Source organism: Acinetobacter sp. F-1, assembly GCF_022869025.1.
In the GTDB taxonomy this organism is placed as follows: Bacteria; Pseudomonadota; Gammaproteobacteria; order Pseudomonadales; family Moraxellaceae; genus Acinetobacter; species Acinetobacter pseudolwoffii.
Map to the genome: position 1 here is coordinate 62,301 of NZ_JAJKFX010000002.1, position 22,830 is coordinate 85,130.

A 22,830-nucleotide genomic window follows, 5' to 3' on the forward strand; every position below is an offset into this window, starting at 1 on the left:
AGTCTATGTTTATGTTACAAAAAATCATCCCTGGCCTGCTCATCCTCAGTTTGGTGGGCTGCCAAAGCTTTCCTGAGCCAGAGCCAGCTGCTCCAGCCAAACCTGCAACAGAAAAGCCTAAACCACAGACCCCAGACGGCGTCGTGATTACGCCTTATGACCGTCCTGAAATCAAACGCCAGAAAATTGTAATTCCTGAGCAAAAGCCTAAAAACCAGAAATTTGATGATGGCCGTAATCTGCCTGCTTTCAAGCACCTTATGCAGCAAACCCAGCAGGCATACGCCAAACAGCAATTTTCCCAAGCTGAAACCTCAGCTGTACAAGCCCAACGTCTGGCACCTCAAGCACCTGAAACTTACCTGTATTTGGGTATGATCGCTAATCGTAAAAATCAAGCTGCACGTGCAGATGCATTTGCCTTGCGTGGCTTGAGTTATGCACAATCCAATGCGATGAAGAAACAGCTTTGGCAGGTCCGTTTAAAAGCAGCACAACAGCAAAAAAATACCAAAGCGATTCAAAACGCCCAGCAGGCTTTAAAAGGACTTTAGTCTCTGTCTAAGTACTTACTAATGGAAAGCAGCTTACCTAGATATTGCGTATACCGGCAATACCGTAAGCATGCTGGCTCTGCGCATAGCTCAGATCTTCTGTTTTCAGCCCGCCCAAAGCGAATACCGGAATCTGTACCTGTGCTGCCATCTGTTTAAATTGTTCCCAGCCTAGTGGTGAAGTATTCGGGTGCGTTTGTGTTGCAAGTACAGGACTGAGCAAAGCCGCTTCACAGCCCACCTGCTCAGCCTGCTGTAATGCCGCCAGATCATGACAGGCTGCAATATAACGATAACCTCGCATCAACTGGCCGGGTTGCACAGCCATTAATTGCGATTGTTTCAAGTGAATGCTTCGAATCGTTTGCTGCTGTAATTCATTGAGCTGTGACCAGAGTTCCTGATTAACAATAAGCTTGGAAAGCTGTTCAATCGGAAGCTGTTGTAATTGTATGACCCGTTCAGGTGTGATTTCAACGCGCCAATATAGCATCTGATCTGGATCAAGTTGATGTAAAATCGCCAGATCATCTGCGATCTTGATACGTTGTGGCCATTGCAGCTTTTGTAGCATGGACTGGTTGGCTTTGGGAAAATTCAGACTGCTCAGCTGTTCACGCGCATACCAGCTCCAGGGTGGTTGAATTCCTGACAATTGTGACTCAGACACTGACGCATGAAATATATGTAGGTTGACAATGACATCTTCATATTCATGACAGATAAAATCGAATGCATGCCACTGATCCAGATCAATCCCGACCTCTTCCAGCACCTCACGTCGACAGGCTTCAACCGGTTGCTCACCCGATTCTACTTTTCCACCTGGAAATTCATATTTGTTGCCTTGATGCTGACTGGCCTCTCGCCACCCCACAAGAACTTGATTTTGATGAAATAAGATTGCAATCGCAACATGAATATTGGGTTTAGACATCATTTTACTGCACTCGAAGTTTTACAGATTGTAAGCAAATTGCTCTATTTTATAAATTACAGAATTATTCATTGACAGACCTATTCGATAATGATTATCATTTAAATCAATCCAAAACAGATACCACGGAGTCGATGGAATGAACGCACCTTTTAGCTTGTTTAGCCGTAATAACGATAGCCATCATGCACTACCCATGCTGCACTCAAATAATCTTTTCGCACTTGGGCGTGAAATTAGAATTATGCATGCTGGTGAAGAATACCGTTTACGCCTGACCCGTAATAATCGCCTGATCCTCACAAAATAACGATAACACTCTAATCATAATAAACGTGGGAACCAGCAGTATGAATCAGCGCATACTGCTTTTTTAGCGAACTGAATTAAGATTTGGCAAAACTGAGTATAACTTTCAGTCCACCCAAATCAGAGGCCGCAATCTCAATTTCTGCTGCGTGTAATTGCATAATTTTACGGCAAATCGACAACCCCAAACCCGACCCTGAGGTACGTGTGCCTAAAGCACGATAAAACCGTTCTCCCAGATGTACCAATACTTCCCGTGCTATGCCTGTTCCCGAATTTTCAATCACTAAGCGCAAACGCCCTGCGGCATCAACATCTGTTTTTATCTCAATCCTACCTCGTTCTGGGGTATAGCGAATTGCATTATCCACCAAGTTACGAATGCAGCTAAAAATTAATTCTGCATTTGCCATGATCTGGCCGTCGTCTATGCTCAGCTGCCATTTGATCTGTTTCTCTGCGGCAAAAGGCTGCAACGCCTGTAATACCTCCTGAACAATCATTTTCAGATTTACGGCCTGTTGCGGCAACTGCTCTGCTTTTTCAGGATCCAGACGTGCCAATAAGAGTAAATTCTCCAGCACTTGCGTACCACGATTGACATCATTCTGAATCAGTTGCAGGGCTTGCGGCAACTGGGCATCGTGCTGATATTGACGTTTCAATACCTGCAAACGCATCTGAATGGCAGAAAGCGGCGAGCGTAATTCATGCGATGCATCGGCAGTAAAGCGCTGTTCGGCCAGCAGTGATTTTTCCAGCCGGTTCAGCATGGCATTTAACTGCTGCACAATCGGTTGCAATTCCGTGATTTCAGGATCTGGACTGTTGACCGGACTTAAATCTTCGGCCGACTTGGAACCTATGGCGCGGGAAATATTATTTAGAGGTTGTAATTGACGTTTCACGACCACATGTAAAATCAGCCATTGCAATAACCAGAGTATCAGTAAAATTCCGGCAAAACTGAAGGTGGTTTGCCATAACTCGTTAAAACGTACCGATAAAGGCTGCAGTACTTTGGCCTGCAAGCCATCCTCTTTAGCAGTTAAAATCCGGATAAAACGGCCATTTTTATAAGCAAACTGAAAGCCACTGTGTTCATTAACCCGCACACTGTTAATCAAATCATCATCGATGGACGTGGTCAAAATATCCTGATTGAGCAATAGCGCATATTGAATATCGAATTGCTCGCTGATTTCATCGACCTGATCACCTTTGGCCTGTCTGATATCACCAAGTAAGAGCTCGGAAATCTGTTCCATCAAATCATCATGCAGCTGAATGGCTTGATAACTTGAAACCCCGAGTAACAGCAACCACGCCAACAATCCTGCCAGCATGGAGCTCAGCATGGCATTCTTGATCAGGCGAGTTTGCAGGGAGACTGGTGCAGACATATTTATGCCTCGGGTTTATGCATGCGATAACCCAAACCACGGATGGTTTTAATCATCTGGCTGCCAATTTTTTTACGTAACTGGTAAATAAACACTTCAATGGCATTACTTTCAATTTCATCCCCCCAGGCATATAGCGATTCCTCCAGTTGCTCGCGGGTAATGACATGTTCCGGCTGCTGCATCAGTTTATATAAAATCTGAAATTCTTTCGCAGTCAGATCAATCGGCTGTCCAGCCTTGTTCAGGGCCTTGGCCTGGGTATCCAGACTTAAATCCTGCCATTTCAGAATATGATTTGGCGTTTGCTGTTTCAGTCTTAACTGCGCGCGCACCCTGGCAGAAAGCTCTTCCAGACTAAAAGGTTTGACCAGATAATCATTGGCACCCAAATCCAGACCTTCAACCCGGTCATCAATACTGTCCCGGGCAGTAATAAAAATCACCGGTGTATCTTTCTGTGTGCTGCGTAAGCTTTTTAGAATGTCATCTCCAGTCGCATGTGGTAGTCCGCGATCCAGTAATACGCAGTCATATTGATGCTGTTCGATGGCCAAAATGGCATGATCGCCACGCTCGACCCAGTCAATCACATAGCCGTCCATTTCCAGCCAGGTCTGAATACTTTCTGCCTGAGACTGATCATCTTCTGCCAAAAGAATACGCATGCTGTGCTCCGCTTTGCCAATCTCTCTATCTTGCCCTGAAAAATCTCCAGACTCAAAAAAACCACATGCTTTTTTGTATGATTTGCATGTGGTTTTTTACAGTTTTTGAATCCAGAGCAAGCTTCAGATTCAATTCATCTGCTCATATTAGAATTAGAAACGAAGCTGCTCGACATCAATTTCAACTCGTTTTGCCGGTTTATAGTCAATATCCACTTCACCGATAATGGTCACTGGCGTTTTGGCTGAAATCGGTTTGCCTTGCCACAGTTCATCATCAATTTCTACGGTAATGCTGCCTGTGCTGTCACGGAACTGATATTTTTCATCACCGACCGCTTTAACCACATAGCCTTTAAGCTGAACATTGCTATCATCTTTCATGCCCAAAGCCTGTTTAACGGTAGTGACTTGAGCAAAAGCGGCCTGATTTACCACGGGCTGATTCACAGTTTCGTTACTCGCTACAGCTGCTGTCGCGATTGAACCCATCAGGGTGGCTGCTAAAACGGTATTCATCATCATTTTCATTACATATACCTCTATGTGTATCTGTGCTTGGTTTCGATAATGCAATTAAAACAGCCGAAGATGAGCTGAATCTTAAGAAACCCTCATTTTCAAAAATTAATTTAAGGGCACCACTCTCAAGACTTCTTCCAGTGTGGTCATTCCTTCCATGACTTTACGTGCGCCGGCAATACGCAATGGTTCTACCCCTTCTTTTTTGGCCTGCTGGCGTAACTGGTTCAAATTGGCATCGGCCCCAATCAACTGCTTGGTTTCCAGACTCAGGGGCATAAATTCATAAATCCCGACACGACCTTTATAACCGGTATGACGGCATTCCTCACAACCTACGGCTTTAAAAACAAATTCCGGACGCGGTAAAGGATAGTCTGCCGCCAGATGCTGCCATTCCTGTTCATTCAGGAAGCTTTCCTGCTTGCAGTGTGGGCAGAGTTTACGCACCAGACGCTGCGCCAATACCCCGAGAATGGTGGCTGCGGTCAGAAAAGGTTGCACGCCCAGATCATGCAAACGGGTCAGACTCGACGGCGCATCATTGGTATGTAGGGTAGATAACACCAGATGCCCGGTGAGTGCCGCCTGGATCGCCATATTGGCAGTATCCTGATCACGAATCTCACCGACCATGATAATGTCCGGATCCTGACGCATCAGCGCGCGCACGCCATCGGCGAAGCCCAGTTCAATACCGTTATTGACCTGCATCTGGTTGAAACTCGGTTCCAGCATCTCGATCGGATCTTCAATGGTACAGACGTTGACCTGTTCCGTCGCCAGCTGCTTCAAGGTCGAATACAGTGTTGTGGTTTTACCAGAACCAGTTGGCCCGGTGACCAGAATGATGCCGTGACTGTGACTGGTCAGATTATTCCAGTCATTGAGTAAATGCCCTTCAAAACCGAGTTGCTGAAAACTTCTGACCAGAACTTCCGGATCAAAAATCCGCATCACCAGTTTTTCGCCAAATGCGGTCGGCAAGGTCGACAGACGCAATTCGGTTTCCTGTCCTTTCGGCGTTCGGGTTTTCAGACGGCCATCTTGTGGTTTACGCTTTTCTGCCACATTCATCCGGCCCAGAATCTTGATCCGGGAAATTACCGCTGTCAGCGTATTGGCCGGCATGTTATAAATGGTATGCAACACCCCATCGATTCGAAAGCGAATCTTGCCCGTACCTTTGCGCGGTTCCATATGAATATCACTGGCACCCTGTTCAAAGGCAAATTGCAGCACCCAGTCCACCAGTTTGACAATATGCTGGTCATTGGCATCCGGATTTTGCGAATCACCCAGTTGTAGCAAGGCTTCGACGCCTTTATTTTCCCGGTCATAGGCCGAGGATTTTTGTGAGCCACTGACTGCACGGCTGACCTGATAATATTCGACAATATATCGTTGTAACTGTTCTGGATTCAGCAGCACCCGTTGGATTTTTTTCGGGGAAATATTCTGTTCAAGATTAGAGACCCATTCAGTCTTATACGGCTGATCGGTCGCGATCAGAACTTTATCGGCCTGAATCTCAACGGCCAGAATATGGTTACGTAGTGCATATTCCTGTGACATGACATGGGTCAATGCCTGTACGTCGGCTTTTAAAGGATCGATGATATAGAACATTAATCCGGTTTTTTCGGCCAGCCACTGACATAAGCGGTTCAAGGTCAATGTGGTTTGCGGATGGGATTGATCAATAAGATTGAAGTTGGCCAGCCACTGTAAAGGATGCCATTTTAATTGTTCACGTTGACGATGGGTGGTCTGTACCAGCATCCGGTCACGTTCACTGATTTTGCCATCTTTAAACAGTTGGTCTAAACACCAGGCAGTATCAATTTCAAAGTCAAATTTCATTGTTATCAATCCCCAAATCTGCCTTCACTATAACAAGTTTTTGTTATTTTTCGCATTACCCAGTTAGCAATGTCAGTGACTTTTGCTGAATGGATTTAAAAATACTGGGATGCCTCGACCGTTATTCAATCTTTACTGTATTTCCAGCTTGTCGCGCTCTAGAAGAATCGCCTATATTTCAAACAGCATGTTTTGTTAGGTGGGTGAGGTGAAACTTGGATTTTAGCGCGGTACCCCTGAATAGCAGTAGCTCTTTTCAGGAGCTTCTGGCCATCCTGATGGCGGCTTTAGGCTGTGGCTTGTTAATTGGACTGGAACGAGAGCGTCATAAACAACGTGAACATCAACCCAGTTTTGCCGGTTTACGCTCTTTTGCCATCTGTGCCTTATTGGGTGCGCTATGCTTCCTGTTCGGTATGAGTATTGGACTTGCTGGTGCGCTGATTGTGGGTGGCATGGTGATTTTTTCAATCCGAAATCAGCCTGAAGATCCTGGCATTACCACAGAACTCGCCTTTCTCATGACGTATTTTATTGGGGCAATCTGTCTTTGGAATATCCCCTTGGCCGCAGGGCTCGCGGTCATGCTGACGACTATTCTGATGGCCAAACACTCCCTGCATAATATTGCCGGACAATGGATTACCGAAGCAGAGTTTAGAGATGGGCTATTATTACTTGCCCTGATTCTGATCGGCCTGCCACTAACACCCGACACGCCTTTATGGGGAGAAGTCCTCAACCCGCACCTGATCTTGAGACTATTGACTTTAATTCTGGTGGTACAGGCACTTGCTCACGTGGCCAAACGGCTTTTATCCAGTAAAAATGCCCTCCTGCTATCCTCCCTCGCTTCAGGTTTTGTCTCCAGTACTGCGACCATTGCCCATTTAGGTCTACAGGTACGCAAAGGTGAGGTCGATGCTAAATCCAATGCAGGCGCAGCACTCATGTCCTGTATTTCGACCCTGATATTGTTATTTATTGTCGTTGGAGGGGTGTCGTGGAGCTGGCTGAAAATTCTGATTTTACCCTCTCTGGTTGCGATGGCCATTTTGGCTGCTTGTGCATTTCTGCTATTACGTAAAGCCAAGCCAGCGGAGAACTGTGCAAAGGAAGAAGATAGTCAGATGTTTAGCCTGAAGGAGGCGGTAATTATTGCCGTCACCTTGACATTGATTCAGGCTGGAATTTATGGGCTAGAGCTATTACTGGGAGATGCAGGTTTGCTGGCAGGTACCTTGTTCGCATCTTTATTTGAAATTCATGCCGCAATGGCAAGCGTGGTCATTCAAGGAGATCCATCCAATACCCGGCTGATCTATGCCCTGCTTTTGGGGCTGGGCGCACATGCTGTAGCCAAGTCAGTCAATGCTGCTGTAACGGGTGGTTTCAAATTTTCTCTGTACTTTGCGCCAGTACAGATTTTGCATATGGCGGTGTTGATTGGTATTTTGTGGTGGATGGTATTTTGATTGTTAAATATATTTAAATAGTTAATTTTTATATATTTTGCAAATTTAATTTTGATATTTATTCGCTATAATTAGTCTGCTTTATTTTAAAAAACAATTTTATTACTATGATTTTTTATAGGGATTTTTATGAAATTTAAGAATTTATCACTCGCAATTTTTAGTGCATTCATGCTAAGTGCTTGTGGTGGGGGCTCATCTTCTGATTCAAACCCTGGTACAGGTACAGGTAGCCTTAATCTTACCACCCCATCATTTCAACAATGGACTACATTTTTTGTTGATGAATATTCTGATGAAACTTTAGATTATGAAATTGAGCAAAATACTTTTGATCAAGGAAACTTATACTTTAAAGTCGAAGAAACCACAGGTTGGGATGAGAGCAATACATTCTCTTTAACCGAAAATGGATTATACGATACAGGTAATATGCATCCTAAATATGGACAGTTAAATGGAATAATAAAAACAAATGCCACTACATGGCAACTAGCACCCTACTCCTCTATTAACTCAAAAGATCTTCAAACTATAATTAAATTTAAAGAAATTGATATTAGTGGTAAAAATATTGCTCCAATACTTAGTCCCAATAATTATTTAACACTTAAATATAATTTACTTGATACCTATACAATGGGGGAGTTAGGTGAAAAATTCTACACCTTAACAAGTAATGCAAAATTCCCAGCAAACTCAAAATGTATTCAATTTCAAGATATTTCAAATTCAAAAGAATATATTGAGTTATATAAATATTCACTTGAAGAAGATATACAAGATTACTTAAAAACAGAATGGGCCGATGTATCCACTGATAGTAAAAACTATTCTAAAAAAACCTTTAAAGATGCAATTGCTTATTTAGATCTCCGAGAAGATCAGCAATGGGGTCTAGCAGAATATAAAAGTAAATATTATGAAGTGGATTACCATCCAGCAGGAAAGGAATATGATTTCAAAAACTTATTATCAGAACTTCAAAGTTTGATAACTTCTGCAAAAGATAATCATGAGAAACAAGTTCGCCAAGAACTTTATGATTTGACTCAAAATGCATGTAATGCATTTAATGATGTAGCTTCAAGCGAAATTAGAAAACAAATGAATAACGTGATCAGTAAATAGTTTTCATCGTTTACTTGATTAATAGCTAAGTCGGAGGTACAGGAACTTAAAGTTCCTGTATTTTTACCCTATCACCGACTATTTTAAACCTCACATCTAAATCCGCAAACTTCATTCCATAAACCCGTTCCTCATCATCCTGATAAGCAGGTCTCGGATCTAAAGAGAGAACTTCTTCGAGTTCTTGCAGTATTTGTGGAGAAACTTTTCCCTTATTCATGAACTGCTGTTTTTGCTGCTCCGCCTCTTCTGTCCAAATTACCGATTTACGTTGTGGCTCATCCTGTGCATAACCACTTTGTGCCTCAATCACGGCATCTGAATACTGAATATAGGGCTTGATATCTACAATCGGCGTTCCATCCAGCAAATCACTTCCATTTAGATACACACGTACATTCTTGCCGACCTTCTTGACTTCTTTGAGTTGAACGACTGACAAGCCAATCGGTGCTGGACGATACATGCTCCGTGTCGCAAAAACGCCAATCTTCTGATTGCCGCCCAAACGTGGTGGGCGTACTTGAGGACGGAATTTCGCATTCTCCTGATATTTATTATCATGAAACTGCCAGATCAGCCAGAGATGACTAAAAGCCTCAATTCCTTCAAATGCCAGCAAATCATTATAGGGGCCGACCATTTCGATATAACTTTCGACCTGCACCAGATTGGGCTGCCGTGGAATACCAAATTTTTCTTTGTAGGGTGATTGCATATAACCAATAATCGGCAACTTAATTTCAGTCATCATCACTTTTTTTGATAAGCTCAATTAAATATATTCAGTTTATAGAGAATGGATTTAGTTTAGAATAGCAAGTTGTTCTAATTTGATAACTTATTGAGACCTTTAATGGCTGCTTTTAACGTCGAAAAGATTACTCACGTCCACCACTGGAATGATACTTTATTCTCTTTTAAAACGACTCGTGACACTGCTTTACGTTTTAAAAACGGTCAGTTTGTAATGATCGGCCTTGAAGTCAATGGCAAGCCCTTAATGCGTGCATATTCAATTGCAAGTGCCAACTACGAAGAAGAGTTAGAGTTTTTCTCAATTAAAGTGCCGGATGGCCCACTGACTTCCATTCTACAAAAAGTAAAAGTCGGCGATGACATCCTGATTTCTAAAAAACCGACAGGTACTTTGGTGCTAGATGACCTGAACCCAGGTAAAAACTTGTATCTTCTGTCTTCAGGCACTGGCCTTGCACCATTCTTGGCGACCATCCGTGATCCTGAAACTTATGAACGTTTTGAAAAAATCATTATCGTGCATGGTACCCGTTTCATTTCTGAACTGGCTTATCAAGATTTGATTTTGAATGAAGTACCAAATCACGAATTCTTCTCAGAGCTTGGTGCAAAAGAAAAATTAGTGTACTACCCGACTGTGACGCGTGAAGAATATCCGAACCAAGGTCGCGTTACGACTGCAATTGAAACCGGCGAACTGTTTGAAAAAATTGGTCTGCCACGTTTTAACCCGGAAACGGATCGCGCTATGCTGTGTGGTAGCCCAGCCTTCCTCGACGATGTTGCTGCACTTCTAGACCAACACGGTCTAAAAGAGTCACCTAAAATGGGTGTTCTAGGCGATTACGTGATTGAACGTGCATTCGTGGAAAAATAAAATCTGATTTTAGATGATCAGAATTAAAAAAACCGAAGCTTCAAGCTTCGGTTTTTTATTTGAATCGGCGTTAAAAAATTAACGATCACGACCTTCCTGATTGGCAGAACCTGAACAGCCTGCGCCACCACCAATGATAAAACCGCTTTCTGCCTTACATGAACCGATCATACGGCCATGCGAGTCAAATGTAGTCACTGTCGATGCACAGCCTGTTAATACCAGTGCCAGTGCCAGTGCAATAAGTGCTGATAATTTCATGATATTCCCCTGTATTCTTTATGGCTTTAAATTAATCTGGTTTTGACTTGGCAGTGCTGGCAACAAACCCGTCTTGGCATCCACGCTATTGTAATTCACACCCATCGCATTACCTGAACCACCACAATGGGCACTTGCAGTTGAAAGCAGACCGCGTGTTGCTTTACATGATCCAATCACCTGACCGGTGGCATCATAAGTGATGACCATAGAGCTACAGCCCGTCATCAGCACCATGGCCGCAAGTGAAAGTAGTTTTATGAAGTTCATTGTCCCCCCTCAAAAACAATAAAAATTAAATGGTTAAGTTATATTGCTATTCTATAAATTTCGCGGATGATTCTTTCTAAAATTAGTGGATTTGTAAAGCTTTATTTTTCATCTATTTAAAATATACAGGCCATAAAAAAGCTGCCCGTTAAGCAGCTTTTTTAGGATTAAACTTAAATATTCAGAATCAGGCTGACTCATGTCCTAATGCCCGTTCTGCCAGTGCCTGCTTCACAATCTGATAACCCGCAGTTAAACCAAGACTCGCCATAATCATCGCCACTATTATATCTGGCCACAGACTGCCTGTACCAAAAACCCCGACTGCTGCCAGAATCACGGCAGCATTGCCAATGGCATCATTTCGGCTACACAGCCAGACTGACCGCATATTGGAATCACCTTCGCGAAAGGCATAGAGAATGACTGCCGTAAATACATTTGCCAGCAATGCCAGTACGCCAATCAAGCCCATGGTCAGTGCCTCTGGCGGAATGCCTTGCAGATAGGCATAAATGACTTTTCCCATGATCACCAGGCCAAATAAGGCCATGGTCATTCCCTTGAGTAAAGCGACTGTTGCGCGCCAGTACAGACTTGCACCGATGACCGCCAAAGAGACGCCATAATTGACGGCATCACCAAAGAAGTCCAAGGCATCTGCCCACAAAGCCGATGAATGTGCATAGGCCCCACCAATCAGTTCTACCACAAATAAAGTCAGGTTCACCACCAAGGCAATCCATAACGCCGTTCTAAACTTACTGTCAGGTTTGGGTGGAGCAGGTTCATGACTACAGCTACAGGCCATGTTGATCTTCCATACTTTCGTGCAAAAAATGAGTTAAAATAATTAGAAACTATGGACTAACTCCAAGGTCAAGCAGGAGCGAGCAATGTCAGTCTATTTAATTTCAGAAATAGCCAAAAAGACTGCTTTAAGCACAGATAGCATTCGCTTTTATGAGAAGAAAGGCTTGATACAGCCGAATTTTCGAGCAAGTAATCGCTATCGTTATTATGGTGAAGAAGCCCTGAAAAGGCTGCTTTTTATCAAACGCTGTCGTGCTTTGGACATGTCCTTAAAAGAGATTGAAGCCCTGATTAAACTCGAACAGAATCCGCAGCAGGAATGCGGTGCAGTGAATCAGCTCATCAACCAGCATTTAGAAGATATCTCCAAAAAAATTAGGGAATTACAGCTATTCGAACAACAGCTGATTGCACTTCGCAAAAGTTGTAATGTCCCGACCACCATTGATCATTGTCAGATTTTAAAAATGCTCGAACAGACTGAAAATAATTGAATATTGAATAATTTTAGTGCTTCATTTCACTCAAAATAAAACATTCTTTTTATTCTAAATGGCTTATTTCCGAGTAATTTACTGGGTTGAATCCAAATTTTAGATGGTTAGAATAAAGCCGTACTTTTTATATGTCTTTCGATTCCATCATGAGCCTGACGACCGTTACTGAACTCCTCTCACCTGCCGGTTCACTGAAAAATATGCGCTATGCCTTCGCCTATGGTGCAGATGCAGTCTATGCAGGTCAGCCGCGTTATAGTTTGCGCGTTCGTAATAATGAATTTGATCATGACAATCTGGCGATTGGCATTCAAGAAGCCCATGAGCTAGGTAAAAAATTCTATGTGGTCGTCAATATCCAGCCGCATAATTCCAAACTGAAAAATTTTATTCGTGATCTGGAACCTGTGGTGGCGATGCAGCCGGATGCGCTGATCATGTCTGATCCGGGCCTGATCATGATGGTGCGTGAACATTTTCCAGAAATGGATATTCATCTGTCTGTGCAAGCCAATGCAGTGAATTGGGCAACGGTAAAATTCTGGAAAAATATGGGACTCACGCGCGTGATTCTGTCACGTGAATTATCGATTGAAGAAATTGCTGAGATTAAACAGCAAGTACCGGATATGGAGATTGAGGTTTTCGTACATGGTGCGCTGTGCATGGCTTATTCCGGCCGTTGCATGCTGTCTGGTTATATGAATAAACGTGATGCCAATCAGGGTGCGTGTACCAATGCCTGCCGCTGGGAATACAAAGTTCTGGATGCGAAGGAAGATGAAACTGGTGATGTGATTCCAGTGAAAAATCTGGATTCAGGCTGCTGCTCTCAAGATGCCGACGAAGCACATATGCAAGCACAGCATCAATTTGATGAACCGATATTATTACAGCGTAATGATGAAGACATGTTTGCTGCCGAAGAAGATGAACACGGCACTTATTTCATGAATTCTAAAGACTTACGTGCGGTACAACATATCGAGCGTCTGATCAAGGTCGGGGTACATTCCTTGAAGATTGAAGGCCGGACCAAATCCTATTTTTACTGTGCCCGTACCGCACAAATCTATCGTAAGGCCATTGATGATGCGCTTGCGGGCCAACCATTTGACCCAGCATTGATGACGCAATTAGAAGGTCTGGCCAATCGTGGGTATACCGAAGGTTTCCTGCGCCGTCATGTGCACAGTGAATATCACAATTATGAAAATGGCTCTTCAAGTTTTGACCATCAACAGTTCTGCGGTGAAGTCTTAGAACGTAACGGTAACTCCATCAAAATTGATGTAAAAAACCGTTTTGTCGTGGGTGATTCCTTAGAGCTGATGACGACGCAAGGCAATATCAGCTTTGTTTTAACCGAAATGAAAGACAAAAAAGGCAATCTGATTTCTGAGGCTAAAGGCTCAGGTCATATCGTCGAGATTCCGGTTCCGGCAGATGTAGATATGCAATATGCACTGCTCATCCGCAATCTGCCGACATCGACTATAGATGTTTCGGCATCGTCACTGGCTTATCAGGCGAGTTAAACATGGCGCTGCTGATTACCGACAAATGCATCAATTGCGATATGTGTTTAGCAGAATGTCCAAATGATGCGATTTATGAGGGTGCGAAAGTCTATGAGATTGATGTGAACCGTTGTACGGAATGTGTCGGCTTTTATGAGCGCCAAACCTGTGTAGATGTATGCCCAATTGAGTGCATTGTGCCACATCCTGAGCATGTAGAGACGCAAGAGCAACTGTTAGAAAAATTTAAAGTCTTGAATTTGTTCCAGTCTTAAGTACTGATCAAACATTGGAATAAATATTGCATTGAATAAAGACAACCTTGGGGAAGGCTGAATAATAAGAGTCAGAACAAAAACAGTACAGAGGAAAGAAACAGCCAGAAGCAATTGGGGATGCTTCTGGCTGATCTAAAAAAGGAAGCAAATATAACAATAAAAAAAGGAACTCTGGTGTTAGCGTCCGGAGTTCCTATAAAAAGGTATAACAAAGATAATCGAGATCGAACACCAAGGTTTTGGGGAACCTTGGTGTTATTTTTTACTGACCTGAACGGATGATGTAATCAAATGCAGACAGTGATGCTTTCGCACCTTCACCTGTGGCAATGATGATCTGCTTATACGGAACAGTAGTACAGTCACCCGCAGCAAATACACCTTTCACATTGGTTTCGTTGCGTTCGTTAATCAGGATCTCACCACGATTTGACAATTCAACCGCTGTTGCTTTTAAGAAATCAGTATTCGGCAACAAACCAATCTGTACGAAGATACCAGCCAATTCAACAGTGTGCTCTTCATCTGTTACACGGTCTTTGTATTTCAGTGCAGTCACTTGTGAACCGTCACCCACCACTTCAGTCGACAAGGCATTTTTAATCACCGTGGTGTTTGGCAAGCTTGTTAATTTGTCTTGCAATACCTGATCCGCACGCAGTTTGCTATCAAACTCAACCAAAGTCACATGCTCTACAATCCCTGCAAGGTCAATCGCAGCTTCAACACCTGAGTTACCCCCACCGATTACCGCAACACGTTTGCCTTTAAACAGAGGGCCATCACAGTGTGGGCAATAGGCCACACCACGGGTTTTGTATTCCTGCTCACCCGGAACATTCATTTCTCTCCAGCGTGCACCGGTCGACAGAATCACGGTTTTCGATTCCAGTTTGGCACCATTCTCTAAAGTGACTTCAACCAAGCCATTTGCAGTCTCAGAAGCACCTTTGATGTTGGATACACGTTGCAGGTTCATGATGTCAACACCGTATTCCCGTACATGTGCTTCCATTTCAGCAGCAAACTTAGGTCCTTGGGTTTTTTGAATCGAGGTATAGTTTTCGATGTCCATGGTGTCCATGACCTGACCACCCATGCGTTCAGCCACGATCCCGGTTTTAATGCCTTTACGTGCAGCATAGATCGCAGAGGTATTCCCGGCGGGGCCACCACCAATCACCAGTACATCAAAAGCATCTTTGGCATTGAGCTTTTCAGCCTCTTTTGCTGCAGAGTTGGTGTCCAGTTTTGCCACGATTTCTTCCAAAGTCATACGACCTTGACCGATATGCTGGTTGTCCTGGAACACCATTGGAACTGCCATGATTTTGCGTTCTTCCACTTCATCCTGGAAGAATGCCCCATCAATCATGGTGGCTGTTGTGCCCGGGTTGTAAATTGCAATCAGGTTTAAGGCTTGAACCACATCCGGACAGTTATGACAGCTGAGTGATACGAATACATCGAAATCAGATTTGATTCCTAAGCCTTTAATCGACTCTAAAACTTCAGCAGATACTTTCGGTGCATAACCAGAGCTTTGCAGTAAAGCCAGAATCAGTGAGGTGAATTCATGCCCCATTGGCAGACCTGCGAAGTAGACACGTGGTTCTTCACCTGCTTTGGCAATACCAAAGCTTGGTGCACGTTGGTTTGTACCGTCAAAGCGTGCAGTGACTAAATCAGATAATGCAGCCACCTCCTCAACCAGTTCTTTGATTTTTGCAGATTTGTCGGAATCATTTAAAGTCGCAACCAGTTCAATCGGGCTTTCCAGACGTTCGAGTAGTGTTTTTAATTGGGCTGAAGTATTTTGGTCTAACATGGCTAACGTCTCCAAAGGAATAAATATTTATTTGATAAAGCGATATTAGTGCATAAATCAAAATAGGTAAAACGGTTTGTTTTTATATTATAAATCGTTTTTTTAGATCACTGGTTTGATAATTATTTTTGGTATTTCAGCTTTTAATTTTTATACTGTTTCATCAGCAGATAAAAAATGCTCCTAAACAGGAGCATTTCTAAAACATTAATTTATCCGTTGCTCGATACGCAAGGATCGGCCTTTGATTGAATTGGCCAAGAAGAACAGAACCAAACTCAGAAATGCCGATAAAATGGCCACTCCAATAATCACCAGATAAGTGATCTGACTCAACTGGTTTGCCTGTTGTACTTGCGTATTTACACTCTTGGCAACCGGTGTCATGGCTTGACCATAGATCTGTTGCTGCATGGTCCAGAGTTGTTCTGGCTTAAAGCCATATTGCTCAAATTTTGCATCCTGCTTTTCTGCTTCTACCAGATTGAATACATAAGGTTTTGCAGCCGATAAATCTTGCGGTTTATGCAAAAGTGCTGTTTGTGCCAGTAAATAAGATTTTACCGGTGCGGCAATCTCTGAATCGGCGAGGTATCGTGCAATTTCACTGTCATTGATATTGCTATCGTAATACACCACCTGCTGATAAGCATCATCCCGGTCATTCCGTAAATCATGCTGCCAGTAAGTTAATCCCGACCAGATCACGATAAAGACAATTAGCCAGGCGACAAATTTCAGCACAAAAGACTGAAAGCGCACATAAAAGAAACGCAGTTTCTTTAATAGGCCAATGATAAAAAATGCACCGATAAAAGAAGCAAAAATTTTAATAATCAGCCAGCCAAACCAGCTCAGCAAACTAAAAAAATAATCCGGACTATCACCAATGCTGGCCAGCGTGGCATCTACACTGACCGGTAAATGTAACTGCTGCACTTCGGTACTCAGGCCAAAAAAGCCATAGACCAGTTCCTGCTGAAAAAACAGACCAATGATGGAGGCAATAAATACCGTAGAACTGGTGATACCCAATAACATCAAATTGCGTTGACGTTTCTTGAGCGCAACCACACCTTGCTTGATCTCACCAGGAGACACCGCATATTCATCTAAGGGAGGCAATCTTTACTCCTTTTAGATCTTCAACCACAATATTTAGTTGGGCTTTGATCCGCTCGTACTTGATTCAATCACCAAGTGATTCAGATTATCCTGTAAAGCCTTTAAACGCACGGTTGCTTCTGTGCGTTTTTGTACACCTTCTTTCTGAATCTGTATCACATCATTGACTGTTTTAATGAGGGTGTTTTGCACATGTTCAAGCGTTTCGATATCAATTACGGAGCGCTGATTGGCTTTTGCGGTATCGACAGAGTTCTGATGCAATAGATCTGCATTACGGCGCAGCAGTTCATTGGTGGCATCATCAATGGTATTGGCCAGCTGGACACTGTTCTTTTGTTCACTCAGAGAAATGGCCAGACTGATCTGGTTTTTCCATGCCGGTAAAGTAATATTTTTAATCGCATAAAACTTGTCGACCAGCATCAGGTTGTTGGACTGGATAATCCGGATCATCGGCAAGGTTTGCATGGCAGATTGCTGTAAAACCTGCAAATCGCTGACCCGTTTTTCCAGATTATTGGCCAGATGGTTCAGATCATAAATTTTCTGTGTTGTGGTTTGATCTTGTGGCAAAGCGGTTAAAGCGGAGATTTCCTGCTGTAGCTCCTGCTCACGTAAACGGCCGGCAGCAATATGTACCCCGAGCTGTTTATATTCATCCTGTACCCCGTCAAACATTTTATCCAGGGTATCTACACGCGCTTTCAAACCGGACTGCGAGGTTTCAATTTCTTTGACCAGCACATCGAGCTGCTCTTTGGTGGTATTGAAATGTGCATCAAAGTTGCCTTTTGCGCCTTTGAACTTGCTGATGATATTGCCAAAAAAACCTGAACTTTTCTTTTGACTTAAAATGCTGCTGGTATTCAGTTGCTGGGCCACCTGCACCACCTGATTCAGTTTCTGTCCTGTCGCATCCAGATCTCTATTTTGGACCAGATTCAGTAATTCATCAGTATAGGTCGAGGTTTTGGTCGCAATATTTTTACCATACTCAGCCACGCTGTTATGACTCATATCCTGCAATTCTTTACGTGCTGCCAGTACTTCCTGAAAGTCAGCAGGTTGCAAGCCCAGTTCTTTCAGATCCATTTGCTGAAATTTTTGTTCGACCAGTTCATTCGAGCTTTCAACAGGTAAATTTACTAAATCAGACTTGGTCATGGTTCACCTTATATTGTTATGTTTTCGAGGGTTTCTCGAGGGATTTTTTTAACGTTTTAATCAGACTTTCACGGCTATTATCAAGTTTTTCCAGATCACTTGTCGAGTGCTTGCTCTGGCTTTGTTGGACATGATATTGCCAGGCCGGAATCAAGACCTGTTGCGCTTCTTTAAAGCGGTCCAATAAGCTAAAGGACAGCTGCTGTGAAAGCTGCATCTGGGTAATGGCAATGTCATTACTGCTTTGCAAGGTACGCAGTGTATTGATTTTCTTGGAAAGCCGTTCAGAAAAGTTATCCAGTGGATGCTGGTTTTTGATGAACAGCGGATATTCTGATAAAAACTCGTCTGCCGCGACAATATGCTTGGCCATCTGCTCACGTAGACCCAAAAGCTGCTGAAAACGGGCCTGAGATTTCTGGATTTCAATCTGTAACTTACGACTTAAGTGATCGGCTTGATCGAGTAAACGGTCCAGTCGCTGATAATATTCAACCTGACTCGAACCATAATCCAGATCGATCCCAAGCCATTTTTGTAGTGCATTAAATTTACGTTTTTTCAGATATTTTTTAGATTCTGCCAAAGCCTGAATCAATTGCTCAATGGTCTGGCTCAGCTGTTGGGTCAAATGCGGATCGACCCCATTTAATAACACCGATTGTGCCTGAATCAGAGAATCCGCATAATGATTCAGTCCATATTGATGGCTCAGTACAGGCACAAGTTCATTACGTTTGATCGCCAGTATTTCTTCACGATCAAAAGACATGTCAGTCAAGGCGGGTAAAGCTTCAAATCGCGACATGACGGAGACTGTATCCTTTTAGAGAGATTAAATAAAAATCTTGAATATCCACGAATGTAGCAAAAAAACAGACCACGTTGTGTATATTTATCCAGAAATTCGTTACATCACTTTAACTAAATCCATGTTTTATCTTTATTTTAATTATATTTTTTACAATGAAAGCAAATGTGTTTGATAAATTTTGCTGTACTGCTAGTTTAGCCAGGTGAAACTCTTGAACATCAGTCATAGATCAAAAAAGCCATATTACTATGGCTTTTGAGCATGCGTTCAAGACAGTATCAGAGATAATCCCCGGTACTCTCTGGCTGATAAAGCACTTTTTCAATGGTCACTTTCATGGTGTGGCCATCTGGCTGTGGCCATTCAATGGTTTGACCTTCGGCTAAGCCCAGAATGGCTGCGCCTATCGGTGCAATCACATTCACCTGACCTTTATCACCTTTAAACTCATGTGGGTAAACCAGTGTGACTTCCACAGGCTCTGGAGACGGTGCAATAGTCAGTAACACACGCGAATGCATGGTGACAATATTACTTGCGATCTCCGCGGGGCCAACTATTTCAGCACGTGCCAGTTCATCTTCCAAACGAATCATGGTTTCGCTCAGCTTGGTCTGATGCTCAAGCATGGTTTCCAGACGATCTAAATCCTGCTGAGATAAAATAATAGTGGTTTTATTCATCCTGATTACCTTTGTTAAATACCTAAATAAAAAATTAATGAATCAACAGCCAACAGGAACACCAAATACAGGTTGTACCCATATTTGAATGATTCCTATAAATACAATGTTCAAATTTAAAGAAAATGATCTCATACATAGCGCTTATTGCACCAACACCTGAACTCGTCTGAAATTTGCATAAAAATTTTCAGGTACTAAGCAGAATGTACAGGGTGGATCTAAAAAGCTGGCAATGAATAAATCTGTTCTTTTAAATATTTAAAAATGAGATTGGTCTATAAAAGACTTTAAGCCAGATTCAGAAAAACGCAATATGATTTTGTTGATGACTCATTTTCTTGTCCTATCAACATCAGCTATAAAATATTAAGCCTGAATCATGGTGCGATATAGATATAGTTCAACTCGAATTGCGCTAAACCAAATCCTGATTTTTGTCTCGTCATTTTAACAGCTATAAAAAAAGCTCCCGGTTGGGAGCTCCTTTCCGATTAAAACTGATTATGCATAAACTGGGAATTTAGCACATACAGTTTCAACCTTCGCTTTCACCGCGTTAATGACCGTTTCATCACCTTTCGCATCCAGGATGTCAGCAATCCAGCCCGCAAGGTCACGTACTTCAGCTTCACCGAAACCACGGGTTGTTACTGCAGGTGTGCCGATACGGATACCTGAAGTCACGAACGGAGAACGTGGATCGTTTGGTACAGAGTTTTTGTTCACAGTAATGTGCGCAGCACCTAACCAGGCATCCGCTTCTTTACCTGTGATATCTTGTTTGATTAACGACAACAAGAACAAGTGGTTCTCAGTACCGCCAGACACAATATCATAACCACGAGCGATTAGCACTTCAGCCATGGCTTTTGCATTCACCACAACTTGCTTTTGATATTCTTTGTATTCAGGCGCCATCGCTTCTTTAAAGCAGATCGCTTTCGCTGCAATCGCGTGAACCAAAGGACCACCTTGGTTACCCGGGAATACAGCAGACTGTAATTTTTTCTCGATTTCTTCGTTTGCTTTCGCAAGGATTAAACCAGAACGTGGACCACGAAGTGTTTTGTGAGTCGTTGTCGTTGTTACGTCAGCAATTTGCACTGGGCTTGGGTAAACGCCAGCAGCAACCAGACCTGCAACGTGCGCCATATCAACAAACAGGTAAGCACCCACTTTGTCCGCGATGTCACGGAAACGCTGCCAGTCTACGATTTGGCTGTATGCAGAAAAACCTGCAACGATCATACGTGGCTTGTGTTCCACCGCTAAACGTTCAACTTCTTCATAGTCGATTTCGCCAGTTTCTGGGTTTAAACCATATTGAATCGCGTTATATGTTTTACCAGAGAAGCTTACTTTTGCACCGTGAGTCAAGTGACCACCGTGAGCAAGGCTCATACCCAAAACTGTATCGCCAGGGTTAAGAAGCGCTAAGTAAACCGCTGAGTTTGCTTGTGAACCAGCATGTGGCTGAACGTTAGCATAATCAGCACCAAAGAGTTCTTTAGCACGGTCAATCGCCAATTGTTCGATCACGTCTACGTATTCGCAACCGCCATAGTAGCGTTTACCTGGGTAGCCTTCCGCATATTTGTTAGTGAGTTTTGAACCTTGAGCTTCCATGACTGCTGGTGAGCAGTAGTTTTCAGAAGCGATTAGCTCAATATGAGCTTCTTGACGAGCATCTTCATTCGAGATTGCTTGAGCTAATTCTGGATCAAATTCAGCAATAGAGATATTGGCAAACATTAGCGAGGTCCTATTGATTTAGGGCTTTTAAGCCGTGCTAAGATTGGCGCGTATTGTAGCATGAAGTTTTGCATTTTCGATCATGAACTTTCTGCAGTTTTTTATAAATATTGCTCCAGTCTTTAGAAATCATGACCAATTTAAGTAAAATCAAATTATTGAATTGGCGTTAAAGTTTTTAACTTTTAAAATTTTGAGCATTTTTTATTCCTTCACTATCTAGTCTTGTTTAAAATGTGAAAAGACTGGTTTTCTCGAGCGCTCCGCAAGCATTTTAAAATGAGATTCAAGCTAAGTTCTGCTTACCCTTTTTATCCCCTATAAACCTAGAGCAGCGACTTCGTGTTAATCCCTAGAACATTTCAGGTGTACCGCTAACTCTTTTCCTGCATGAGAGTTCTGAACCTTAACCTGCAGCAAGATTGGATTTATTGACAGCATTCTTTGCGCTAAAAAGTATATTTTTTAATATTCAGCCTAATCTTTTTCCCAATTTATCGTTAATATGAGTCTGTCTCTTCTTTCATGGTGCTCAACGCATGCAGGCCATTATTCTTGATACCGAAACGCATACTTTAAATGGTCAACCCATTGAAATTGCCTATGCGCCTGTCGCAATTGTAGACCATAAAATCAGTATGGATAAAAGCCGCCTGTTTGATCAGCTCTATTCATGTGACGAACCCATTTCTTTTGCCGCCATGGCGGTGCATCATATTCTGGAGTCTGACCTGGAAGGTCAGCCACATTACAGTACCTTTCGCCTGCCAGATGAAACGATTTATATGATTGGTCATAATATTGATTATGACGTTCGTGCTGTCGAAAAATGTGGGGTAGATACCTCGAAAATTAAAGCGATTTGTACACTGGCTTTAGCACGTCGGGTCTGGCCAGATGCAGAAGCACATAATATTTCTGCACTGATTTATATGATTACCAAAGGCAGTAAACGAGCACGTGAAATGATCCGTAAAGCGCATCGTGCCGATATGGATATTATTTTAACTGCCAACATCCTGATGCATATCGTGCATCATTTGAAAATTAACAGTATGCAGGAGCTGTTCGATGCTTCTGAAGATGCCCGAATTCCACGTACGATTAACTTTGGTAAACATCGCGGTAGCGCAATTGCAGAGCTTCCTGCCGACTATGTGCAATGGCTATTGCGCCAAGATGAACTGGATCCTTATTTGCGTAAGGCTCTCGAAAATACAGCGATTAGCACGCTTCAAACTCCTTAAAACAAGTATCTGTTTTTTAATATATTCTTCATATTATTGTAATTATCCCAGACTATGCTCTAGCTGAATTTAGG

The 22,830-nt window shown here is 42.8% G+C and carries 24 protein-coding genes; 9 read left to right on the forward strand and 15 right to left on the reverse strand.

Going from position 1 to position 22,830, the window contains the following annotated elements; genetic code table 11:
* Window positions 1–11: 11 nt before the first annotated feature.
* Window positions 12–554, forward strand: a complete 543-nt coding sequence (locus tag LOZ91_RS02180; RefSeq protein WP_244782594.1) for a tetratricopeptide repeat protein — start codon at window positions 12–14, stop codon at window positions 552–554.
* Window positions 555–591: 37 nt separating this feature from the next.
* Here LOZ91_RS02180 and LOZ91_RS02185 read toward each other — a convergent pair whose 3' ends face one another.
* The gene (locus tag LOZ91_RS02185) at window positions 592–1,491 is read right to left on the reverse strand and encodes a thiamine phosphate synthase (protein ID WP_244782595.1); all 900 of its coding nucleotides are present in this window, start codon (window positions 1,489–1,491) and stop codon (window positions 592–594) included.
* Between the two features lie 139 nt (window positions 1,492–1,630).
* Between LOZ91_RS02185 and LOZ91_RS02190 the strand changes: the two genes are divergently transcribed.
* Complete coding sequence (locus tag LOZ91_RS02190; RefSeq protein WP_005170213.1) at window positions 1,631–1,801, forward strand: hemin uptake protein HemP; 171 nt, start codon at window positions 1,631–1,633, stop codon at window positions 1,799–1,801.
* A 76-nt stretch (window positions 1,802–1,877) separates the two neighbouring features.
* Here the strand turns inward: LOZ91_RS02190 and LOZ91_RS02195 are convergent, their stop codons facing one another.
* From LOZ91_RS02195 to LOZ91_RS02210, 4 genes are all read right to left on the reverse strand, one after another.
* A complete protein-coding gene (locus LOZ91_RS02195) occupies window positions 1,878–3,203 on the reverse strand; it encodes an ATP-binding protein (RefSeq protein WP_244782596.1) in 1,326 nt (441 codons plus the stop codon).
* A 2-nt stretch (window positions 3,204–3,205) separates the two neighbouring features.
* Window positions 3,206–3,871 carry a response regulator transcription factor gene (locus LOZ91_RS02200; RefSeq protein ID WP_100534809.1) on the reverse strand — a complete coding sequence of 222 codons (666 nt, stop codon included), beginning with the start codon at window positions 3,869–3,871 and terminating at the stop codon, window positions 3,206–3,208.
* Between the two features lie 153 nt (window positions 3,872–4,024).
* Window positions 4,025–4,402, reverse strand: coding sequence for a NirD/YgiW/YdeI family stress tolerance protein (locus LOZ91_RS02205; RefSeq protein WP_005097478.1), 378 nt, complete (start codon window positions 4,400–4,402; stop codon window positions 4,025–4,027).
* Window positions 4,403–4,498: 96 nt separating this feature from the next.
* Window positions 4,499–6,256, reverse strand: coding sequence for a GspE/PulE family protein (locus LOZ91_RS02210; RefSeq protein WP_100329022.1), 1,758 nt, complete (start codon window positions 6,254–6,256; stop codon window positions 4,499–4,501).
* A gap of 215 nt (window positions 6,257–6,471) precedes the next feature.
* Between LOZ91_RS02210 and LOZ91_RS02215 the strand changes: the two genes are divergently transcribed.
* Together LOZ91_RS02215 and LOZ91_RS02220 are read left to right on the forward strand one after the other, a co-directional pair.
* On the forward strand, window positions 6,472–7,731 hold the full coding sequence (locus tag LOZ91_RS02215; RefSeq protein ID WP_244782597.1) for an MgtC/SapB family protein: 1,260 nt from the start codon (window positions 6,472–6,474) through the stop codon (window positions 7,729–7,731).
* A 129-nt stretch (window positions 7,732–7,860) separates the two neighbouring features.
* Window positions 7,861–8,862, forward strand: coding sequence for a hypothetical protein (locus LOZ91_RS02220; RefSeq protein WP_244782598.1), 1,002 nt, complete (start codon window positions 7,861–7,863; stop codon window positions 8,860–8,862).
* A gap of 46 nt (window positions 8,863–8,908) precedes the next feature.
* Here LOZ91_RS02220 and tsaA read toward each other — a convergent pair whose 3' ends face one another.
* Window positions 8,909–9,613 (reverse strand): tRNA (N6-threonylcarbamoyladenosine(37)-N6)-methyltransferase TrmO, encoded by a 705-nt coding sequence (gene tsaA / locus LOZ91_RS02225; RefSeq protein ID WP_100329189.1) that lies wholly within the window; start codon window positions 9,611–9,613, stop codon window positions 8,909–8,911.
* Between the two features lie 105 nt (window positions 9,614–9,718).
* Between tsaA and LOZ91_RS02230 the strand changes: the two genes are divergently transcribed.
* Complete coding sequence (locus LOZ91_RS02230; protein WP_005097483.1) at window positions 9,719–10,498, forward strand: ferredoxin--NADP reductase; 780 nt, start codon at window positions 9,719–9,721, stop codon at window positions 10,496–10,498.
* 78 nt (window positions 10,499–10,576) lie between these two features.
* Here the strand turns inward: LOZ91_RS02230 and LOZ91_RS02235 are convergent, their stop codons facing one another.
* The 3 genes from LOZ91_RS02235 to LOZ91_RS02245 form a co-directional block, all read right to left on the reverse strand.
* Window positions 10,577–10,759: a hypothetical protein gene (locus tag LOZ91_RS02235; protein WP_244782599.1), complete on the reverse strand. Its 183-nt coding sequence runs from the start codon at window positions 10,757–10,759 to the stop codon at window positions 10,577–10,579.
* Between the two features lie 18 nt (window positions 10,760–10,777).
* Complete coding sequence (locus LOZ91_RS02240) at window positions 10,778–11,029, reverse strand: hypothetical protein (protein WP_005097487.1); 252 nt, start codon at window positions 11,027–11,029, stop codon at window positions 10,778–10,780.
* 187 nt (window positions 11,030–11,216) lie between these two features.
* Window positions 11,217–11,840 carry a cation transporter gene (locus tag LOZ91_RS02245; RefSeq protein WP_100329024.1) on the reverse strand — a complete coding sequence of 208 codons (624 nt, stop codon included), beginning with the start codon at window positions 11,838–11,840 and terminating at the stop codon, window positions 11,217–11,219.
* Window positions 11,841–11,925: 85 nt separating this feature from the next.
* Here LOZ91_RS02245 and LOZ91_RS02250 point away from each other — a divergent pair, with 85 nt between their 5' ends.
* The 3 genes from LOZ91_RS02250 to LOZ91_RS02260 all read left to right on the forward strand — a co-directional run bounded on the left by LOZ91_RS02250 (window position 11,926) and on the right by LOZ91_RS02260 (window position 14,134).
* Window positions 11,926–12,336, forward strand: coding sequence for a Cd(II)/Pb(II)-responsive transcriptional regulator (locus LOZ91_RS02250; RefSeq protein WP_244782600.1), 411 nt, complete (start codon window positions 11,926–11,928; stop codon window positions 12,334–12,336).
* A 131-nt stretch (window positions 12,337–12,467) separates the two neighbouring features.
* A complete protein-coding gene (gene yegQ, locus LOZ91_RS02255; RefSeq protein WP_100534818.1) occupies window positions 12,468–13,877 on the forward strand; it encodes a tRNA 5-hydroxyuridine modification protein YegQ in 1,410 nt (469 codons plus the stop codon).
* 2 nt (window positions 13,878–13,879) lie between these two features.
* Window positions 13,880–14,134, forward strand: a complete 255-nt coding sequence (locus LOZ91_RS02260) for a YfhL family 4Fe-4S dicluster ferredoxin (RefSeq protein WP_005097495.1) — start codon at window positions 13,880–13,882, stop codon at window positions 14,132–14,134.
* Between the two features lie 265 nt (window positions 14,135–14,399).
* Here LOZ91_RS02260 and ahpF read toward each other — a convergent pair whose 3' ends face one another.
* From ahpF to glyA, 6 genes are all read right to left on the reverse strand, one after another.
* Window positions 14,400–15,965 (reverse strand): alkyl hydroperoxide reductase subunit F, encoded by a 1,566-nt coding sequence (gene ahpF / locus LOZ91_RS02265; protein WP_100357747.1) that lies wholly within the window; start codon window positions 15,963–15,965, stop codon window positions 14,400–14,402.
* Between the two features lie 207 nt (window positions 15,966–16,172).
* The gene (locus LOZ91_RS02270; protein WP_100357384.1) at window positions 16,173–17,090 is read right to left on the reverse strand and encodes a hypothetical protein; all 918 of its coding nucleotides are present in this window, start codon (window positions 17,088–17,090) and stop codon (window positions 16,173–16,175) included.
* A 33-nt stretch (window positions 17,091–17,123) separates the two neighbouring features.
* Window positions 17,124–18,257, reverse strand: coding sequence for a toxic anion resistance protein (locus LOZ91_RS02275; protein ID WP_005097499.1), 1,134 nt, complete (start codon window positions 18,255–18,257; stop codon window positions 17,124–17,126).
* Window positions 18,258–18,273: 16 nt separating this feature from the next.
* Window positions 18,274–19,065 (reverse strand): hypothetical protein, encoded by a 792-nt coding sequence (locus tag LOZ91_RS02280; RefSeq protein ID WP_005097500.1) that lies wholly within the window; start codon window positions 19,063–19,065, stop codon window positions 18,274–18,276.
* Between the two features lie 284 nt (window positions 19,066–19,349).
* A complete protein-coding gene (gene rnk / locus LOZ91_RS02285) occupies window positions 19,350–19,754 on the reverse strand; it encodes a nucleoside diphosphate kinase regulator (RefSeq protein ID WP_005097501.1) in 405 nt (134 codons plus the stop codon).
* 504 nt (window positions 19,755–20,258) lie between these two features.
* Complete coding sequence (gene glyA, locus LOZ91_RS02290; protein WP_005097502.1) at window positions 20,259–21,509, reverse strand: serine hydroxymethyltransferase; 1,251 nt, start codon at window positions 21,507–21,509, stop codon at window positions 20,259–20,261.
* 539 nt (window positions 21,510–22,048) lie between these two features.
* On the opposite strand from glyA, the gene LOZ91_RS02295 reads away from it, so the two are divergent.
* Complete coding sequence (locus tag LOZ91_RS02295) at window positions 22,049–22,756, forward strand: 3'-5' exonuclease (protein WP_244782601.1); 708 nt, start codon at window positions 22,049–22,051, stop codon at window positions 22,754–22,756.
* Window positions 22,757–22,830 lie beyond the last annotated feature (74 nt).

What these genes read in the sequence shown, in the direction of transcription:
- LOZ91_RS02180 (WP_244782594.1), top strand. Translation starts at nt 12, where the DNA reads ATGTTACAAAAAATCATCCCTGGCCTGCTCATCCTCAGTTTGGTGGGC.
- LOZ91_RS02185 (WP_244782595.1), bottom strand. Translation starts at nt 1,491, where the DNA reads ATGTCTAAACCCAATATTCATGTTGCGATTGCAATCTTATTTCATCAA.
- LOZ91_RS02190 (WP_005170213.1), top strand. Translation starts at nt 1,631, where the DNA reads ATGAACGCACCTTTTAGCTTGTTTAGCCGTAATAACGATAGCCATCAT.
- LOZ91_RS02195 (WP_244782596.1), bottom strand. Translation starts at nt 3,203, where the DNA reads ATGTCTGCACCAGTCTCCCTGCAAACTCGCCTGATCAAGAATGCCATG.
- LOZ91_RS02200 (WP_100534809.1), bottom strand. Translation starts at nt 3,871, where the DNA reads ATGCGTATTCTTTTGGCAGAAGATGATCAGTCTCAGGCAGAAAGTATT.
- LOZ91_RS02205 (WP_005097478.1), bottom strand. Translation starts at nt 4,402, where the DNA reads ATGAAAATGATGATGAATACCGTTTTAGCAGCCACCCTGATGGGTTCA.
- LOZ91_RS02210 (WP_100329022.1), bottom strand. Translation starts at nt 6,256, where the DNA reads ATGAAATTTGACTTTGAAATTGATACTGCCTGGTGTTTAGACCAACTG.
- LOZ91_RS02220 (WP_244782598.1), top strand. Translation starts at nt 7,861, where the DNA reads ATGAAATTTAAGAATTTATCACTCGCAATTTTTAGTGCATTCATGCTA.
- tsaA (WP_100329189.1), bottom strand. Translation starts at nt 9,613, where the DNA reads ATGACTGAAATTAAGTTGCCGATTATTGGTTATATGCAATCACCCTAC.
- LOZ91_RS02230 (WP_005097483.1), top strand. Translation starts at nt 9,719, where the DNA reads ATGGCTGCTTTTAACGTCGAAAAGATTACTCACGTCCACCACTGGAAT.
- LOZ91_RS02235 (WP_244782599.1), bottom strand. Translation starts at nt 10,759, where the DNA reads ATGAAATTATCAGCACTTATTGCACTGGCACTGGCACTGGTATTAACA.
- LOZ91_RS02240 (WP_005097487.1), bottom strand. Translation starts at nt 11,029, where the DNA reads ATGAACTTCATAAAACTACTTTCACTTGCGGCCATGGTGCTGATGACG.
- LOZ91_RS02245 (WP_100329024.1), bottom strand. Translation starts at nt 11,840, where the DNA reads ATGGCCTGTAGCTGTAGTCATGAACCTGCTCCACCCAAACCTGACAGT.
- LOZ91_RS02250 (WP_244782600.1), top strand. Translation starts at nt 11,926, where the DNA reads ATGTCAGTCTATTTAATTTCAGAAATAGCCAAAAAGACTGCTTTAAGC.
- yegQ (WP_100534818.1), top strand. Translation starts at nt 12,468, where the DNA reads ATGTCTTTCGATTCCATCATGAGCCTGACGACCGTTACTGAACTCCTC.
- LOZ91_RS02260 (WP_005097495.1), top strand. Translation starts at nt 13,880, where the DNA reads ATGGCGCTGCTGATTACCGACAAATGCATCAATTGCGATATGTGTTTA.
- ahpF (WP_100357747.1), bottom strand. Translation starts at nt 15,965, where the DNA reads ATGTTAGACCAAAATACTTCAGCCCAATTAAAAACACTACTCGAACGT.
- LOZ91_RS02275 (WP_005097499.1), bottom strand. Translation starts at nt 18,257, where the DNA reads ATGACCAAGTCTGATTTAGTAAATTTACCTGTTGAAAGCTCGAATGAA.
- LOZ91_RS02280 (WP_005097500.1), bottom strand. Translation starts at nt 19,065, where the DNA reads ATGTCGCGATTTGAAGCTTTACCCGCCTTGACTGACATGTCTTTTGAT.
- rnk (WP_005097501.1), bottom strand. Translation starts at nt 19,754, where the DNA reads ATGAATAAAACCACTATTATTTTATCTCAGCAGGATTTAGATCGTCTG.
- glyA (WP_005097502.1), bottom strand. Translation starts at nt 21,509, where the DNA reads ATGTTTGCCAATATCTCTATTGCTGAATTTGATCCAGAATTAGCTCAA.
- LOZ91_RS02295 (WP_244782601.1), top strand. Translation starts at nt 22,049, where the DNA reads ATGCAGGCCATTATTCTTGATACCGAAACGCATACTTTAAATGGTCAA.